Consider the following 16,125-nt stretch of genomic DNA (forward strand, 5'->3'; position numbering starts at 1 on the left):
AGAGGACTTCCGATGTTGAGGGACAGCACGACGATGAGCGGCTTCTCCGTGGACGACCCGGAGGCGGCGCGCACGTTCTACGAGGACACCCTGGGCCTGCGGGTCGAGGCCGGCGACGGGGGCTTCCTGCGGCTGAAGGTCGCGGACGGCCGTGACGTGCTGGTGTACCCCGCGCCGCAGCACCGGCCGGGGTCCTACACCGTGCTGAACTTCGAGGTCCCGGACATCGAGGCCGCGGTGCGCGACCTGACCGCACGCGGCGTGGTCTTCGAGAAGTACGCCGGCACGGAGATGGCGACCGACGACCTCGGCGTGTTCCGCAAGGGCGGCCCGCTGATCGCGTGGTTCACCGACCCGGCCGGCAACGTGCTGTCGGTGCTCGAGCAGCCCGACGCCTAGGCACGACGCAGGACCGGGTCAGCCGCCCAGGGCCGCGCTGACCACCTCGCGGGCCTCCTCCTGGACCTGCCGGAGGTGGTCGGGGCCGCGGAAGGACTCGGCGTAGATCTTGTAGACGTCCTCGGTGCCCGAGGGGCGCGCCGCGAACCAGGCGTTCTCGGTGGTCACCTTGAGCCCGCCGACCTTGGCGCCGTTGCCGGGGGCCTCGGTGAGCTTGGCGGTGATCTCCTCGCCGGCGAGCGAGGAGGCGCTCACGTCGTCCGGGGACAGCGCGGCGAGCTTGGCCTTCTCCGCGCGGTTCGCCGGGGCGTCGACGCGTGCGTAGGCCGGGTCGCCGAACTCAGCGGTGAGGTCGGCGTAGTGCTCCGACGGCGACTTCCCGGTGGTCGCGAGGATCTCCGAGGCGAGCAGCGCCAGGATGATGCCGTCCTTGTCGGTGGTCCACACCGAGCCGTCGAAGCGCAGGAACGACGCCCCGGCGGACTCCTCGCCCCCGAACGCGATCGACCCGTCGAGCAGGCCGGGCACGAACCACTTGAAGCCGACCGGCACCTCGGTCAGGGTCCGCCCGACGAGACCGGCCACCCGGTCGATCATCGAGGACGACACCAGCGTCTTGCCGATCGCCGCGTCCCCGGGCCAGTCGGGGCGCGCGCCGCCGTACAGGTACTTGATCGCCACCGCGAGGTAGTGGTTCGGGTTCATCAGGCCACCGTCGGGCGTGACGATGCCGTGCCGGTCGGAGTCGGCGTCGTTGCCGGTCGCGATCGCGTACTCGTCCTTGCGGGCGATCAGCGACGCCATCGCCGACGGCGAGGAGCAGTCCATCCGGATCTTGCCGTCCCAGTCGAGGGTCATGAACCGCCAGGTCGGGTCGACCAGCGGGTTCACCACGGTCAGGTCGAGGCCGTGCCGGTCGGCGATCTCGCCCCAGTAGGCCACCGACGCCCCGCCGAGCGGGTCCGCGCCGATCCGGATGCCGGCCTGCTTGACCCGGGCCAGGTCCACGACGTTCGGGAGGTCGTCGACGTACGTGCCGAGGAAGTCGTACGGCGCGGCCGCCGCCCGGGCCCGCGCGAAGGGGATCCGCCGCACCCCGGCGAGGTCCTTCTCGATGTAGGCGTTCGCCGCGTCGGCGACCCACTTCGTCGCGTCGGTGTCCGCGGGGCCGCCGTTCGGCGGGTTGTACTTGAAGCCGCCGTCGTAGGGCGGGTTGTGCGAGGGCGTCACCACGATCCCGTCGGCCAGACCGCTCGTCCTGCCGCGGTTCGCGCGCAGGATCGCGTGCGAGACCGCCGGCGTCGGGGTGTAGCCGTCCCGGTCGTCGACGAGCACGGTGACGTCGTTGGCCGCGAGCACCTCCAGCGCGGAGGCCCAGGCCGGCTCCGAGAGACCGTGGGTGTCCCGGCCGATGAACAGCGGTCCGTCGTACCCCTGCCGGCTGCGGTAGTCGCAGATCGCCTGGGTGGTGGCGAGGATGTGCGCCTCGTTGAACGCGGTGTTCAGGCTGCTGCCGCGGTGCCCGGAGGTGCCGAACGCGACCCGTTGGTCGGGGTCGGAGGGGTCCGGCTGCCCGGTGTAGTAGGCGGTCACGAGGTGCGCGACGTCGACGAGGTCGGACGGCTGGGCGACGGTTCCGGCGCGAGAGCTGTTCACGGGGACACTCCGTTCGTGCGGGCGGGCGGGGACGACTGCGGTGGGACGGACGGTAGCGGGGGCACCCGGACCGCGACCACGGCGATGTCGTCGCGGGCGGTGCCGGCCTGGAAGTCCAGGACGTCGCCGAGGATCCGCTCGGCGGGCCGGGAGGTCCCGCGGTGCGTGCGGACGGCGTCCTCGAGCCGCTCGTCGCCGTAGAACTCGGCGCCGTGCCGGCCCTCGGTCACCCCGTCGGTGTACATCACGAGCACGTCGCCGGGGACCAGCCGCACCTCGCTGTCCTGCGCGGTGATGGCCGCGAGCACGCCGATGAGGGAGCCGGTCTCCCCGACGGTGCGGACCACGCCGGCGGCGGAGACGTGCAGCGGGAGCGGGTGGCCGCCCGACGCGAAGGTGGCGAGCCAGCCCTCCTCGTCGAGCCGCAGCCGGACCAGCACCACCGTGCAGAACCGGTCGGTGCCCTGGCCGACCAGGATGTCGTTGAGGGCGTGCAGCACCTCGCTCGGCTGCTCCTGCTGCACGGACAGCGCCCGCAGGGAGTAGCGCACCAGCGCCGTGACGACCGCGGCCTCCACGCCCTTGCCGCACACGTCGCCGATCGCGACGACCCAGTCGCCGGACGCGATCTGGAAGATGTCGTAGAAGTCGCCGCCGACCTCCTCGCCGTCCCCCGCGGGGCGGTAGGCGGCGGACACGTCCAGGCCGGGCAGGCTGGGCGGGGACGGTGGGATCAACGTCGACTGGAGCGTCCGGGCCAGCGCCTGGGCCCGCTCCTCGGAGCGCTCGGCACGCTGCTTGGCGATCAGCAGCTCGCGCTCGTAGGCCCGCCGGTGCGTGGCGTCGAAGACCGCGACCCGGATCAGCCGGGGGTCCCGTCGGGCTCGGTCTCGAGCACCGCGTTGACCAGCACCGGGATCCGCCCGCCGTCGGCGCGGACCACCTCGAAGGCGACCTCGGCGACCTGGCCGTGCATCCGCAGCAGCGGCGCGAAGTGCGTCTCGTGGTAGATCCGGCCGCCGGCGGTGAGCAGCTCGGAGAAGGTACGGCGGCCGATCAGCTCCTCGCGGTCGTACCCGGTCAGCGTGCTGAAGGTCGCGTTCGCCTTCACCACCGTGCCGTCCGGCGTGGTGGTCAGGTAGCCGCACGGCGCGCGCTCGTAGAGCTGCTCCGGGTCGTCGTCGAGCAGGGCGGCGTAGAACGCCTCCGTGGCGGTCTCCCAGCTCATGCGCCGACGACGGCGCTGCCCCGGACGAAGCGGGTGATCGCGGCGACCGTCTCCTCCGGGGCGCTCATGTGCGGACAGTGCCCGGTCGCGTCCAGCACCACCAGCGACGCCTCCGGGATGGCGTCGGCGACGTACCGGCCGACCTCCACGGGGGCGATGGCGTCGTGCGCGCACTGCAGCACGAGCGTCGGGGTGCGGACCTCGGGCAGGTCGGCCCGGTTGTCGGAGAGGAAGGTGACCTCGGCGAACCGGCGGGCCCGGTCGGGGTCGGTGCGGCAGAAGCTGTCGGTGAGCTCGCCGCCGAGGTCGGGACGCTCGGGCGCGCCCATGATCACCGGGGCCATCGCGCTCGACCAGCCGAGGTAGTTGCTCTCCAGCGACTCGAGCAGCTCGCGCACGTCCGCCTCGGTGAACCCGCCGACGTAGCCCTCGTCGTCGATGTAGCGCGGCGACGGGCCGATCAGCACCAGCCGGTCGAACAGCTCGGGCGCCGCGGCGTCCGCGAGCACGCCGATCATCGAGGACACCGAGTGGCCGACGAACACCCCGTGGGTGATGCCCAGCTCGCGGCAGATCTCCACGACGTCGTCGGCGTACCCCTGGAGCGAGGCGTGCCGCTCCTCGTCGTACGCCGCGGGGTCGGACTCGCCGGCGCCCGCGTGGTCGAACAGCACGACCCGGAAGTCGTCCTCGAACGCCGGCGCCACCCACCGCCACATGTGCTGGTCGCAGCCGAACCCGTGGGCGAACACGAGGGCGGGCCCGTCTGCCCGTCCCGTGACGGAGACGTGGTGCCGGGTGAGCGCGCTCATGGGGGCGAGCCTAGCCCGGGACGGCCCCTCCTGCGCGTCCTCGGCCGGACGTCTCGCCCCGGCGCGCGCCGCCAGGCATGACTGCCCGCGCGCCGGGTAGCGGTGGGGAGGGATCCCGACTGGAAGGTGCGTGGCTCGTGGGTGCAGGACTGTTCCTGGTGGTGTTCGGGGCGCTGCTGACGTTCGCCGTCAAGGACGAGATGCCGAACGTGAACCTCGCGGTGGCGGGGCTGATCCTGATGGTCGCCGGGGCCGCGGTGATCGCGCACGCGCGGGCCACCGCCGCGAAGGAGCGGGTCGTCACGACCCGCGAGGAGTCCGGTGACCCCGCGGTGCCGACGCACGTCGTCGAGGAGATCGTCCGGGAGCGCCGCCGCGACTGACCTGGCGCCGCCAGAGCCGGCCGGGTCGGCGGGTCAGGCGATCGGGAGGCCGAACGCCCCGGCCATCGACGGTGCGGTGCCGGCGTTCGCGAGGTACGGCAGGTGCGCCACGTCGTCGTACAGCCTGGTCAGCGAGTAGTGCGTGAGCCGGGTGCTGACGACGTGGTGGCTCTGGCTGGGGTGGATGACCACGGTCAGCACCTTGTTGCCCTGGTTGTGGTCGTCCTCGTCGGCGGTGAGCACGACGGCGAGGCGCCCGGACTTCCAGTCCGGGCCGGCGAAGACCTGCTGCATCCGGGCGCGGAACCAGGCATCGGCGGTGGCGAGCGAGCCGTCGTGCGCGTCGTGCGCGAGGTTCGGGATGACCAGTCCGACGTTCGGCAGCCGGCCGGAGCGCACCGCGGTGCCGAAGGCGCGCAGGCCGAGGTCGTGCGCGGCACAGCTCGTGCGCTCGCGGGCGAAGTAGGCCCACGGGTTGTGCTTGACGGCGTAGGCGCCCCGGCTGGTGCGAGCGCACGGGGACGGGATGCCCTCGGCGTACGTCGCCGCGGTCATGCCGTGGCTCAACGCCTGGCCGAACACCGAGCGGCCGGCGATGCGATGACGGGCCGGCGGGTCGTCGTCGTGCACGCCGAAGGTCTGCCCTCCCGCGATCGCGAGGTAGTTCGGCAGCGAGGGGTGCCGGATCGCGTGAAAGTCGGTGGCGTAGCCGTACTTCTTCGCGAGACCGGCGGTGTAGGGCATCCCGGACCGCATCTGGTCCAGCGAGTGGTTCTCCTCGACGAACACCAGCAGCTTGCTCACCGCGGCCGGGGCGTGCGCCCTGGTCGCGGCGGCCGGCGTCTGGGCCGGCGTCTGGGCCAGCGTCTTGGCATCGGTCGCCGTGGTGGTGCACGCGGCCACGGCCACACCGGCCGCGAGGACGGACGTCAGCGTGCACAGCGCACGGGGCAGGAGACTCATGCCACCAGTCTGCGCGGCCGGCTCCACCCCGGCAACAGAACCCCGGGTTCCAGCGTGCCCGACCTCGCGGCCGAACCGCTCAGGCAGTGCCCGGGGCCACCGGCTGCTCGCCGACCGCGTGGGCGGTGGCCAGGTGGCCCGCCAGCAGGTCGGCGGCCAGGTGCTGGTCGAGCTGCTCGCTGAGCGCCTCGACCGCGTCGTCGATGGCCGCCTGGGGCAGCCAGGACGCCATCTCCGTGCGCTGGTAGGGGATCAGCAGCGCCGCGACGCCGCCCTCGCGCACCGACGCGACGTAGGACCGCTGCACCGTCTCGTGCAGCTCGCCCCAGCAGTCGGAGTGGAAGGTCATGGCCGCTCGCGGCAGCGGGACGGCTGCCTGCCGGCCGCGGATCGGGTTGCGGCATTGTGCACAGCGTTCGTGGTTCACGGTGCCCTCGCTCCCGCCCGGCGGGGCTCGATCGGCGTTCGGCTCGCCGCTCGTGCCCGGTCCCGGGCTGCAGTTGCGTGAGTCCTGCTCCTCGACCGTCGTCCTGCGACGCGCAGTGCTCACCTGTCCTCCCTAGTCTCGGAAGCCCGGACGGGGCGGATGAAGCGCAGCGAGGCAAAGAATCCCGGCGTGCATGTCCGCGTGGTCGACGGGGCACGGTCCGGGTGACCGTCACCACCGTCCCCGAGAGGCATCCGATGACCTGGAATGACCGTCCCCCGTTCCGCGCCGACCACGTCGGCAGCCTGCTGCGGCCGCCCGCGCTGCTCGAGGCCCGGTCCCGGTACGCCGCCGGGGAGATCGACGCGGACGCGCTGCGCGAGGTCGAGGACCGGTCCGTCGCGGAGGTGGTCGCGCTGCAGCGCGACGCCGGCCTGGAGACGGCCACGGACGGCGAGCTGCGACGTACCTCGTGGCACATGGACTTCATCTACCAGCTCGAGGGCGTCGGCAGCACCGACGAGAAGCTGCAGGTGCACTTCCGCAACGCCGAGGGCGACCTGGACTTCGAGTCCGCCGCGCTCCAGGTGCACGACAAGGTGACGCTCGGCGAGACGATCTTCGGGGACGCGTTCGCGTTCCTCGCCGAGACCGTCCGGCAGACCGCCGACGGCCTGACCCCGAAGCTGACCATCCCGTCGCCGAGCATGGTGCACTACCGCGGCGGCCGGGCGGCGATCGACGAGGCCGTCTACCCCGACCTCGAGCCGTTCTGGACCGACCTGTCCGCGGCGTACGCCGAGGAGCTGCGCCGGGTCTCGGACCTCGGCTGCACCTACCTCCAGCTCGACGACACGAGCCTCGCCTACCTCAACGACCCCAAGCAGCGCGAGATCGTCGCGGCGCAGGGCGCGGACGCCGAGCACCAGCACGAGCAGTACATCCGCACGATCAACGCCGCGATCCAGGACCGCCCCGAGAGCCTCCGGGTCACCACGCACATGTGCCGCGGCAACTACCGCTCGTCGTGGGCGGCGGAGGGCGGCTACGACTTCGTCGCCGAGGCGCTGTTCAGCGAGCTCGCCGTGGACGGGTTCTTCCTGGAGTACGACGACGAGCGCTCGGGCGGCTTCGAGCCGCTGCGGTTCGTCCCGGAGGGCAAGCAGGTGGTGCTCGGCCTGGTGACCACCAAGAACGGCCGGCTCGAGGACGAGGACACCCTCAAGCGCCGGATCGACGAGGCGTCGAAGTACGTCCCCCTCGACCAGCTCTGCCTCTCCCCGCAGTGCGGCTTCTCCTCCACGGTCGAGGGCAACGCCCTGACCCTCGAGGAGGAGCGGGCCAAGCTGAGGCTGATCGTCGAGGTCGCCGCCGACGTCTGGCGCTGACCCGTCACCCGTGCAGCCCTTTCGGCGGTGTGTCGTTGCAGAAGTGACGGCTGGGCGGGCGGCGGGCTGCGCCCGGGCGCCCGGCCCGACCCGTCACCCACGCAACGACACACCGCGAGAACTGCTGCACGGGTGACGGGTGGGCGTCAGGTGCCGAGGGGGCGGAAGAACCCCTCCGGCGCCAGTACGTCCTCCGGGGACAGGTCGTGGACCGAGGAGTGGTTCAGCCCCAGCAGCGCCGAGTCGATGCCGCCGCGCAGCACGTCCAGCACGTTCTCCACGCCGGCCTGGCCGTTGGCGGCGAGCCCCCACAGGTACGCGCGCCCGATCATCACCGCCCGAGCCCCCAGCGCGACCGCCTTGACCACGTCGCTGCCGCGCCGGATGCCGCCGTCGAGGAGCACCTCGATCTGGTCGCCCACCGCGTCAGCGACCGCGGGCAGCGCCCGGATCGGCGCCGGGGTGCCGTCGATGTTGTTGCCGCCGTGGTTGGACACCGAGATCGCGGTGACGCCGGCGTCGACGGCCTTGCGGGCGTCGTCGACCCGGCAGACGCCCTTGAGCATGAACGGGCCGCCCCACTCCTCGCGCATCCAGGCGACGTCCTCCCAGGACGGCGGCTCGGTCTGCATCCAGGCGCCGTAGGCCCCGAAGAACGTCGGCGGCGGGGTGTCCCCCTCGGCGAGGTTCGGGGTGGTCAGGTCGGGGAAGCCGCCGGACCGGGCGAACTCGGCCAGCCAGCGCGGCCGGCGCAGGCCCTCCGGCGCGAGCTTCACCATCGTCTTGAGGTCCATCTTCTCCGGGATGGACGGGCTGCCCCAGTCCCGGCCGTGCGAGAACGACCAGTCCAGCGTGGCGATCAGGCCGACCGCGCCGGCTGACCGGGCGCGCTGCATCCGGGCGCGCATGTCGTCGCGGGAGCCCATCCAGTACATCTGGAAGAACGTCTGCGGGTTGGCCGCGACCACGTCCTCGACGGGCTTGCTGGCGAACGACGAGAGCCCGATCACCGTGCCCCTCGCCGCCGCCGCGCGGGCCACCGCGACCTCGCCGTCGGGGTGCACGGCCTGGACGCCGGTCGGCGAGATGATCACCGGCATCGAGATCGGCTGCCCCATCACCGACGTGCCCTGGTCGCGCTTGGCGGAGGCGCCCGCGACGTGCGGCGCGAAGCCGAGCTGGGCGAACGACGCGGTGTTGTCGGCGTACGACGACCCGCTCTCCGACCCGGCGAGCAGGGCGCCGTACACGGACGGGGGCAGCCGCTTCTTGGCGCGGCGCTGCGCCTCGGCGACGGACTCGAACCAGGTGCTCTTGCTCATGAGGTGCCTCTCCTGAAGGGAAATCCACGGAACGCGGGGACGAGTGCGCGGGGGCTGCGGGCGCGGGCGGCGCCGGCCCACAGCCCGGTGCCGTAGGCCAGGTCGTCGAGCCGCCGGGCGAGGACGTACCGGGCCGGGTCGAGGTCGGGACGGACCCGCCGGTGGTCGAGCAGCCCGTCGGCCACCGCCGCCACGAGCAGCGCGCGGCGGGCGCGGCGGGACCGGGTCGCGGCCAGCACCGCGACCGGCCAGTAGTGCCGGGTCAGCGCCGAGCCGGTCTGCTGCAGCGAGGAGACCGCGCCGAGCGCGGTCAGCGACGCGGCGGTGCGCACCGGGCGGTCGCCGGCGCGCAGTTTGCGGGCCACCGTCGCGGTGACGCCGAGGCAGACCGCCGCCGCCAGCGGCAGCGACCAGCGGCGCTGCGCGAGCACCGCCACGGTCAGCACCGTGGTCCACGGGTTCAGCACCAGCGGCGCGACGTCGGAGCCGTGCCGCTCGGCCAGCAGCGCCGCCCCGGTGCCGTAGAACGCCTTGCGGCGCAGCCAGGGGCCCGGCGTGGTCCGGTGGTCGTGGCGTACGGCGGCCGCGGGCTCGTAGCGCACCCGCCACCCCGCCTCGTGCACGCGCCAGACCAGGTCGACGTCCTCGGCCACCGGCATGCTGTCGTCGAACCCGGCGATCCGGTCGGGACTGTCGAGCCGGTCGGACCCGTCGGGGAGCAGCGCGGACCGGCGGGCCAGCAGGGCCGCGCTCGGGAGGTAGGCGACCCGGCCCAGGGGCTGCACCGGCGCGGGCCGGGGACCCAGGTCCAGGGAGGAGCGGGCCGCCTCGTAGCGGCACAGCCACCCGTCGCCGGGCCGCGGGACGCCGCCGAGCACGCGGGGCCCGACGACACCGACGGCGGGGTCGTCGAGGTGCCGGCGGAGCAGGCCGAGCCAGCCGGGGACCGGCACCACGTCGGAGTCCAGGAACGCGACGAGGTCGGTGCGCACCCGGGCCAGGCCGGTGTTGCGGGCCGCCGCCGGCCCGCGGCCGACCGGGTGCCGCAGCAGCCGGGCGCCGAACTCCGAGGCGACCGCCCGGGTCGGCCCGGGGTCCGCGGAGCCGTCGTCGACGACCAGCACCGGGAGGGACGGGGGCAGCGCGGAGAGCAGCCGGGCCAGCTGCCGGGGCCGGTCGCGCACCGGGACCACGACGGTGACGTCGGTGACCTCCTCGTCGGGCGTCGGCGTCGGCCACCAGGGGTCGGCCAGCCCCCGGTCCATCAGCAGCCGCGCCACCGTGGAGGAGTCGGCGTCGCGGGCCACGAGCGTGCCGCCGTGCAGCATCTCCTGGGCCCGGGGGCGCAGGTGCAGCACCGACCCGGAGCCGCCGACCAGGGTGCGTCCGCCGTCGCAGGCCCGGGTGTCGTCGCCGAGCCGGACCGTGAACCCGGCCGGGAGACGTGGCGCGCTCACGAGCGGAACCCGCCGTCCGCGTGCAGCACGGACCCGTGCACGACCGGCCCGGCGGTGGCGGCGAACTCCACGACGGCGGCGACCTCGTCGGCGGTCAGCGGACGCCCCGAGGACTGCGACGCCGCAAGCTCGTCGACCTCGACGTCGTAGATCGCGGCGGTCGCGCGGAGCATCGCGGTGTCGGTGGAGCCCGGGGACACCGCACTCGCGGTGACCGGGGTGCCGACCAGGTCGGCGGCCAGCCCGCGGACGATCCCGACGACGGCGTGCTTGGCCATGCAGTAGGCCGCGAGGTGGAACAGCCCGTGCTCGCCGGCCGCCGACGCGACGCCCACGAACGCCGGGGACGCCGGGGACCGGAGCAGGTGCGGGACGGTGGCGTGCGCGGTGTTCCAGACCCCGAGCGCGTCGGTCTCCCAGAGGATCCGCAGGTCGGCCGGGTCGGTCTCCCACAGCGGCGCTCCCCCGGCCATCACCGCGGCGCCGGCGACCACCACGTCGAGCGACCCGTGCGCGTCCACGGCGGCCTGCGCGGCCCGGTGCAGCGCGGCGAGGTCGCGGACGTCGGCGACGACCGGCACCACCCGCGCCGGGTCGAGCGCGACGACGGCGTCCAGGTCGGCGGGCGAGGCGAGCGGGTACGCCGTACCCCCGTCGGCGCCGGCGCACGCGTCCAGGGCGTGCACGACGAAGCCCCGGTCGAGCAGGCGGCGTACGACGGCCGCGCCGATGCCCCGGGCGGCACCCGTGACCAGGGCTGTCGGCGGGGCGACCGGTGGAGCGGTCATGGGGTGCCGAGCGGCTCGCGGGACAGGGTGGGGCCCGCCAGCCGGCCGTTGGCGGTCACGTCGAGGGCGGTCAGCTCGGCCACCAGGTTGCGGACCAGCCGCTCGAACAGCTCGCGGCCCCGCTCCGCGCTGCTGGTCGTCGGGTCGCCGAGCACGCCGTTGGGAGACACCCCGCGGACGCCCTCGTCGCGCAGCCGCGGCATCAGCTCCTGGACCGGGGCGGTCGCGCCGGCGGCCATCAGGTCGACGCGCACCGACCAGGGCGCGAGGTAGCGCAGGATCGAGGTCTCGGTCTCCCCCGCGTGCGCGTCCGCGTCCGGCAGCGCCGTCGAGGTCCACGCCACCGACCGGCCCTCGAAGCGCAGCAGGTCGACCACCTTGGTCACCGTCGCGGTGTTGCCGCCGTGCCCGTTGACGAAGATGACCCCGGAGGCCCAGTGGCTCGCGGAGCGGCCGTACTCCGCGAGCAGCAGGTGCAGCGCCTCGTGGCCGATCGAGATGGTGCCCGGGAAGCCCTCGTGCTCGCCGCTGGCCCCGTAGTTCACCGACGGCGCGACCAGCACCTGGGCACCGGTCGCGTCGAGGCGCTCGGCGGCCGCCCGGGTCACCGCGTTGGCGATCATGGTGTCCGTGGCGAGCGGGAGGTGCGGGCCGTGCTGCTCCACCGACCCGACCGGCACGAGCAGCAGCACCTCACCGGGGCGGACCTTGGGCCACCGCTGCTGGCCCAGCCCCAGCGACGTCGCCGGGGGCACGGCCGTCCCGCGCGCCACGACCCGCCTCAGCTTCCCGCGCGCAGGCCGGCGAGCGGGTTCTCGTCGCAGGCCTTGTCGGGCGGACGGCGGGTCAGCGTCAGCGGCACCGGCGCGTTGCGGACCGTCCCGGTGTGCGAGTGGTCGCCGGAGGACTGCGGTCGCTCGACCACCACCTCGCCGGCGTTGCCCTTCACGCACTCGGGGTCCGGGCCGTCGAGCGGCAGGCCGGTGAAGAACTTCGCCGCCATGCAGCCGCCCCGGCACGAGTCGTAGGCCGAGCACTTCGTGCACGCGCCGCCGGTCTGCGGGCTGCGCAGCTCGGTGAACAGCTCGGAGTGCTTCCACACGGTGTCGAAGTCGGTCACCGCACCCGGGGTGTCGCGCACGTTGCCGGCCTTGAACCGGTCGTGGATCGCGAACGGGCAGGCGTAGACGTCGCCGACCGGGTCGACCAGGCAGACCACCCGGCCCGCGCCGCAGAGGTTCAGGCCGGGCAGCGCCTCTCCGTAGGCGGAGAGGTGGAAGAACGAGTCGCCGGTGAGCACCTGGTCGCCGTTGGCGATCAGCCAGTCGTAGAGCTCGCGCTGTTGCTCCGGGAGCGGGTGCAGCTCCTCCCACACGTCCGCCCCGCGACCCGAGGGGCGCAGCCGGGTCAGCCGCAGCTGGGCGCCGTACCGGTCGGCGATGGCCTTGAAGTCGTCGAGCTGGCCGATGTTGTGCCGGGTGCAGACCACCGACATCTTGAAGTCCTTCATGCCGGCCGCCTGGAGGTTGGCCATCGCCCGCATCGCGGCGTCGTAGGTGCCGGCGCCGCGGACGTGGTCGTTGACCTCGGCGGTCGCGCCGTCCAGCGAGATCTGTACGTCGACGTAGTCGGTCGCCGCGAGCTTGGCGGCCCGCTCCGGGGTGATCCGGAACCCGTTGGTGGAGAACTTCACGCCGACGTGGTGGTCCACGGCGTAGTCGAGCAGCTCCCAGAAGTCCGGCCGCACGGTGGGCTCGCCGCCGCCGATGTTGACGTAGAAGATCTGCATCCGCTCGAACTCGTCGATGAGCGCCTTGCACTCGTCGGTGGACAGCTCGTCGGGGTCGCGCCGTCCGGAGGAGCTCAGGCAGTGCACGCACGCCAGGTTGCAGGCGTAGGTCAGCTCCCAGGTCAGGCAGATCGGCGCGTCCAGGCCCTTCTCGAACTGGTCGATCAGCCGGCCCGGAGCGGGCGGCGGCGAGGCGGGTCGTTGGGCGAGGATCGTCATGCGGGGTCCCTCCTGCTGATCATGCCGCCGGTCGCGAGACCCTCCAGCGCGGCGACGTACGCCGGCCAGTGCGGCTCGGGCACGCCGGCGTCGGTGAGGGCCGCCTCGACCGACGGGCTCTGCTCGAGGCGCCGGACGACGTCGACGAGCTCGGGGGTCTTGAGGAAGCTGAGCTTGCGGGTGCCGAAGTGGTAGGCGAGCGCGCCGAACGGCTCGGGGCGCAGCGCCACCGAGCCGTCCAGCCGCCACTGCTCGGCGAGCATGGTGGAGGTCGGCATCAGTAGACGCCGCACATCCCGTCGATGGACACCTCTTCGACCAGCGCGGTCTCGGCGAGGTCGGCCTCGGGGGTGGTGGTGTCGGCCTGGGGCTGGGGGTCGGTCATGGGGCACCGCTCTCTCTGGTCAGCTGGGTGGAACCGGTGACCTCACGCTAGGTGCGCGACCCCGGGGTCCACACCCCTCGGCAGGACGCGGGATACCTGTCCGGGAGGAGAGGTACGACCCCACGTCCGGACAGCACCGGGACGGGACCGACGGGCCGTTTCCCGATCCTCGTCTGTGCCTCGGCCCACCTGGCTCCTACGTTCGCAACGACCAGACGAACCGCCCCGCAGGAGGCCAGGATGCAGGTTGACGAGCTACTCAAACCGTTCCCGATCAAGGAGTTCCACCCGTTCCCGCGGGCCCTGATGGGTCCCGGTGCCCACGAGATGATCGGGCCGGAGGCACTCAAGCTGGGGTTCAAGAAGACCCTGGTGATGACGTCCGGCCTGCGCGGCTCGGACATCGTGCACAAGATCGTGGAGTCGATGAAGTACCACGGCCTCGACGTCGTGGTCTACGACAAGGTCGAGTCCAACCCCAAGGACTACAACGTCATGGACGCGGTCGGTCTCTACAACGAGAACGCCTGCGACTCGTTCGTCTCGATCGGCGGCGGCTCCTCGCACGACGCCTGCAAGGGCGCCCGCGTCTCGGTCGCGCACGACGGCCGCAACGTGAACGAGTTCGAGGGCTTCAACATGTCCGAGAACCCGAAGAACCCGCCGCACATCGCGGTGTCCACGACGGCCGGCACCGGCTCGGAGACCTCGTGGGCCTACGTCATCACCGACACCACGACGGACCCGGACAACCCGCACAAGTACGTCGCCTTCGACGACGCCTCGGTGACGACCCTGGCGATCGACGACCCGGTGCTCTACTACTCGTGCCCGATCGACTACACCGCGCAGTGCGGCTTCGACGTCCTGGCGCACGCCAGCGAGCCCTACGTCTCCAGGCTGAACTTCCAGCCCTCGCTGGGCAACGCGCTGCACGCGATCAAGCTGACCAACGAGAACCTCCGGGCGGCCGTCTGGAACGGCGAGGACCTCGCCGGCCGCGAGGGCATGATGTACGCGCAGTACATCGCCGCCCAGGCGTTCAACTCCGGCGGTCTCGGGATCATCCACTCGATCTCGCACGCGGTCAGCGCGTTCTACGACACCCACCACGGCCTGAACAACGCCGTCGCGCTGCCCCGCGTGTGGGCGTTCAACATGCCGGTCGCCTACAAGCGGTTCGCCGACATCGCCCGGGCGATGGACATCGACACGCACGGCATGAACGACGTGCAGGCCGCCGAGGCCGCGCTCGCTGCGGCGATCCGGCTGCTGCGCGACGTGGGCATCACCGAGAAGTTCACCGACGTGACCGCCGACAGCTACTCCAAGAACCGGCTCGGGCAGGGCCCGACGAAGTTCTACGAGAACTCCAAGGTGATCACCGGCGACGACGCCGACGTCGACCGGATCACCAAGCACGTGCTCGGCGACGCCTGCACCCCGGGCAACGCCAAGGAGTGCACGTTCGAGACCGTGCGTCCCGTCGTGGACCACTGCATGAACGGCGACCTGGACGACCTGCTCGGCTGACCAGTCCACCCGTCACCCACGGGCCCGCACCACCCGCACCACCAGCACTGCCAGCACCACCCCTCGCACCCGTGTGCTCCGACGACGGTGACCGGACGTGACCGGAAGGTCACTCTTCGTCACCGTTGTCGGGGCACGGTCCACGGGGGGGACAGTGGAGAGACGACGCACAGCACCCGCACCCACGAAGGAGCACCGTGACCGACGACGACTTCGCCGACGTGGCAGCCACCAAGGACCAGCTCGCCGAGTTCGGCTACCTGTCCGACGACCGGCTCGCCACCACGGTGTTCCTGCAGTCCCGGCTCGGCAAGCCGCTGCTGCTCGAGGGGCCGGCCGGCGTCGGCAAGACCCAGCTGGCCACCACGCTGGCCCAGGCCACCGGGCGCCGGCTGCTGCGGCTGCAGTGCTACGAGGGTCAGGACGAGTCCAAGGCGCTCTACGAGTGGGACTACGGCAAGCAGCTGCTCTACACCCAGATCCTGCGCGAGAAGATCGGCCAGGTCGTCGAGGACGCCGTCGACCTCAACGAGGCCGTCGAGCGGATCGCCAAGCAGGACAGCGTGTTCTTCTCCGAGCGCTTCCTGGCACCCCGGCCGCTCCTGGAGGCCATCACCTCCGAGCAGCCCGTCGTACTCCTGATCGACGAGGTGGACCGCGCCGACGAGGCCCTCGAGGCGGTGCTGCTCGAGCTCCTGTCGGAGTGGCAGATCTCGATCCCCGAGATCGGCACGGTCACGGCGAAGGTGCTGCCGTACGTCGTCCTGACCTCCAACAACACCCGCGACCTGTCGGCGGCGCTCAAGCGGCGCTGCCTGCACATGTTCCTGGACTACCCGACCGCCGAGCGCGAGCTGGCGATCGTCCGCTCCAAGGACACCGGGCTGCCCGAGGCGCTCGCGGTCCGGCTCGTCGAGATCGTCCGCGGTTTGCGCGAGCTGGAGCTGCGCAAGGCGCCGAGCATCTCCGAGACCATCGACTGGGCCCGCACGCTCGCGGTCCTCGGGGTCAGCGAGCTCGACGGCGAGGTCCTCGGCCAGACCCTCAACGTGGTCGTGAAGTACGAGCGCGACCTGCGCCGGGCGACCGAGGCGCTGCCCCGCCTGGTCGACCCGAACGCCACCGTCCCGGACTCCGTGGGCGGTCACGGCCACGGCCACGGCCACGGGCACAGCCACGACGACGGCGACGTGGACGGCCGCGCCAAGCGGGCCGCCAAGGACGAGCCGGGCCGGCACGACGAGAACTACTACGGCGCCCCCCGGCGGCGGGCCGGCGGTCCGCACCTCGGTCAGCGCCGAGAAGGGCCAGCGGTCGTTCGCGCGCGGCGCCCGCAAGCGGCCGGTGTGACCACGGCACCGAGGGGCGGGAGGTGA

Annotated in this window: 18 protein-coding genes; 5 read left to right on the forward strand and 13 right to left on the reverse strand. The window is 72.9% G+C overall.

From position 1 onward, the window contains the following. Window positions 1-12: 12 nt before the first annotated feature. A complete protein-coding gene (locus KRR39_RS16330; RefSeq protein WP_216938570.1) occupies window positions 13-399 on the forward strand; it encodes a VOC family protein in 387 nt (128 codons plus the stop codon). Window positions 400-417: 18 nt separating this feature from the next. Here KRR39_RS16330 and pgm read toward each other — a convergent pair whose 3' ends face one another. From pgm to KRR39_RS16350, 4 genes are all read right to left on the reverse strand, one after another. Further along, entirely contained in the window at window positions 418-2,055 is a 1,638-nt protein-coding gene (gene pgm, locus KRR39_RS16335) for a phosphoglucomutase (alpha-D-glucose-1,6-bisphosphate-dependent) (RefSeq protein WP_216938571.1), read from the reverse strand. Beyond that, complete coding sequence (locus KRR39_RS16340; RefSeq protein ID WP_216938572.1) at window positions 2,052-2,792, reverse strand: PP2C family protein-serine/threonine phosphatase; 741 nt, start codon at window positions 2,790-2,792, stop codon at window positions 2,052-2,054. The genes pgm and KRR39_RS16340 overlap by 4 nt, the downstream gene beginning before the upstream one ends. A gap of 125 nt (window positions 2,793-2,917) precedes the next feature. Further along, window positions 2,918-3,283: a PAS domain-containing protein gene (locus KRR39_RS16345; protein WP_216938573.1), complete on the reverse strand. Its 366-nt coding sequence runs from the start codon at window positions 3,281-3,283 to the stop codon at window positions 2,918-2,920. Then, the gene (locus KRR39_RS16350; protein WP_216938574.1) at window positions 3,280-4,095 is read right to left on the reverse strand and encodes an alpha/beta fold hydrolase; all 816 of its coding nucleotides are present in this window, start codon (window positions 4,093-4,095) and stop codon (window positions 3,280-3,282) included. Before KRR39_RS16350 ends, KRR39_RS16345 begins: the two co-directional genes overlap by 4 nt. 137 nt (window positions 4,096-4,232) lie before the next feature. Here KRR39_RS16350 and KRR39_RS16355 point away from each other — a divergent pair, with 137 nt between their 5' ends. After that, window positions 4,233-4,478 carry a DUF6458 family protein gene (locus tag KRR39_RS16355; RefSeq protein WP_216938575.1) on the forward strand — a complete coding sequence of 82 codons (246 nt, stop codon included), beginning with the start codon at window positions 4,233-4,235 and terminating at the stop codon, window positions 4,476-4,478. Between the two features lie 33 nt (window positions 4,479-4,511). On the opposite strand, the gene KRR39_RS16360 is transcribed toward KRR39_RS16355, so the two are convergent. Continuing rightward, window positions 4,512-5,441, reverse strand: coding sequence for an alkaline phosphatase family protein (locus KRR39_RS16360; protein WP_216938576.1), 930 nt, complete (start codon window positions 5,439-5,441; stop codon window positions 4,512-4,514). A gap of 79 nt (window positions 5,442-5,520) precedes the next feature. Further along, on the reverse strand, window positions 5,521-5,991 hold the full coding sequence (locus tag KRR39_RS16365) for a hypothetical protein (protein ID WP_216938577.1): 471 nt from the start codon (window positions 5,989-5,991) through the stop codon (window positions 5,521-5,523). A 134-nt stretch (window positions 5,992-6,125) separates the two neighbouring features. Here KRR39_RS16365 and KRR39_RS16370 point away from each other — a divergent pair, with 134 nt between their 5' ends. Further along, the gene (locus tag KRR39_RS16370; protein ID WP_216938578.1) at window positions 6,126-7,256 is read left to right on the forward strand and encodes a 5-methyltetrahydropteroyltriglutamate--homocysteine S-methyltransferase; all 1,131 of its coding nucleotides are present in this window, start codon (window positions 6,126-6,128) and stop codon (window positions 7,254-7,256) included. Between the two features lie 146 nt (window positions 7,257-7,402). Here the strand turns inward: KRR39_RS16370 and mftD are convergent, their stop codons facing one another. The 7 genes from mftD to mftA are packed head-to-tail and all read right to left on the reverse strand — an operon-like array spanning window position 7,403 to window position 13,216. Then, window positions 7,403-8,578, reverse strand: coding sequence for a pre-mycofactocin synthase MftD (mftD, locus tag KRR39_RS16375; RefSeq protein ID WP_216938579.1), 1,176 nt, complete (start codon window positions 8,576-8,578; stop codon window positions 7,403-7,405). Continuing rightward, window positions 8,575-10,035, reverse strand: coding sequence for a mycofactocin biosynthesis glycosyltransferase MftF (gene mftF / locus KRR39_RS16380; protein WP_216938580.1), 1,461 nt, complete (start codon window positions 10,033-10,035; stop codon window positions 8,575-8,577). Before mftF ends, mftD begins: the two co-directional genes overlap by 4 nt. Further along, window positions 10,032-10,823 carry a mycofactocin-coupled SDR family oxidoreductase gene (locus KRR39_RS16385; RefSeq protein ID WP_216938581.1) on the reverse strand — a complete coding sequence of 264 codons (792 nt, stop codon included), beginning with the start codon at window positions 10,821-10,823 and terminating at the stop codon, window positions 10,032-10,034. The genes mftF and KRR39_RS16385 overlap by 4 nt, the downstream gene beginning before the upstream one ends. Beyond that, entirely contained in the window at window positions 10,820-11,596 is a 777-nt protein-coding gene (gene mftE / locus KRR39_RS16390) for a mycofactocin biosynthesis peptidyl-dipeptidase MftE (protein ID WP_254185191.1), read from the reverse strand. Before mftE ends, KRR39_RS16385 begins: the two co-directional genes overlap by 4 nt. 8 nt (window positions 11,597-11,604) lie before the next feature. After that, window positions 11,605-12,831 carry a mycofactocin radical SAM maturase gene (gene mftC / locus KRR39_RS16395; RefSeq protein ID WP_216938582.1) on the reverse strand — a complete coding sequence of 409 codons (1,227 nt, stop codon included), beginning with the start codon at window positions 12,829-12,831 and terminating at the stop codon, window positions 11,605-11,607. Next, window positions 12,828-13,109, reverse strand: coding sequence for a mycofactocin biosynthesis chaperone MftB (mftB, locus tag KRR39_RS16400; protein ID WP_254185192.1), 282 nt, complete (start codon window positions 13,107-13,109; stop codon window positions 12,828-12,830). The genes mftC and mftB overlap by 4 nt, the downstream gene beginning before the upstream one ends. After that, window positions 13,109-13,216 carry a mycofactocin precursor MftA gene (gene mftA, locus KRR39_RS16405; RefSeq protein WP_216938583.1) on the reverse strand — a complete coding sequence of 36 codons (108 nt, stop codon included), beginning with the start codon at window positions 13,214-13,216 and terminating at the stop codon, window positions 13,109-13,111. Before mftA ends, mftB begins: the two co-directional genes overlap by 1 nt. Window positions 13,217-13,456: 240 nt before the next feature. Between mftA and mdo the strand changes: the two genes are divergently transcribed. Both mdo and KRR39_RS16415 read left to right on the forward strand, forming a co-directional pair. Next, a complete protein-coding gene (gene mdo / locus KRR39_RS16410) occupies window positions 13,457-14,749 on the forward strand; it encodes an NDMA-dependent methanol dehydrogenase (protein WP_216938584.1) in 1,293 nt (430 codons plus the stop codon). A gap of 197 nt (window positions 14,750-14,946) precedes the next feature. Beyond that, window positions 14,947-16,125, forward strand: coding sequence for an AAA family ATPase (locus KRR39_RS16415; protein WP_216938585.1), 1,179 nt, complete (start codon window positions 14,947-14,949; stop codon window positions 16,123-16,125).

The sequence above is a fragment of the Nocardioides panacis genome (genome assembly GCF_019039255.1).
In the GTDB taxonomy this organism is placed as follows: domain Bacteria; phylum Actinomycetota; class Actinomycetes; order Propionibacteriales; family Nocardioidaceae; genus Nocardioides_B; species Nocardioides_B panacis.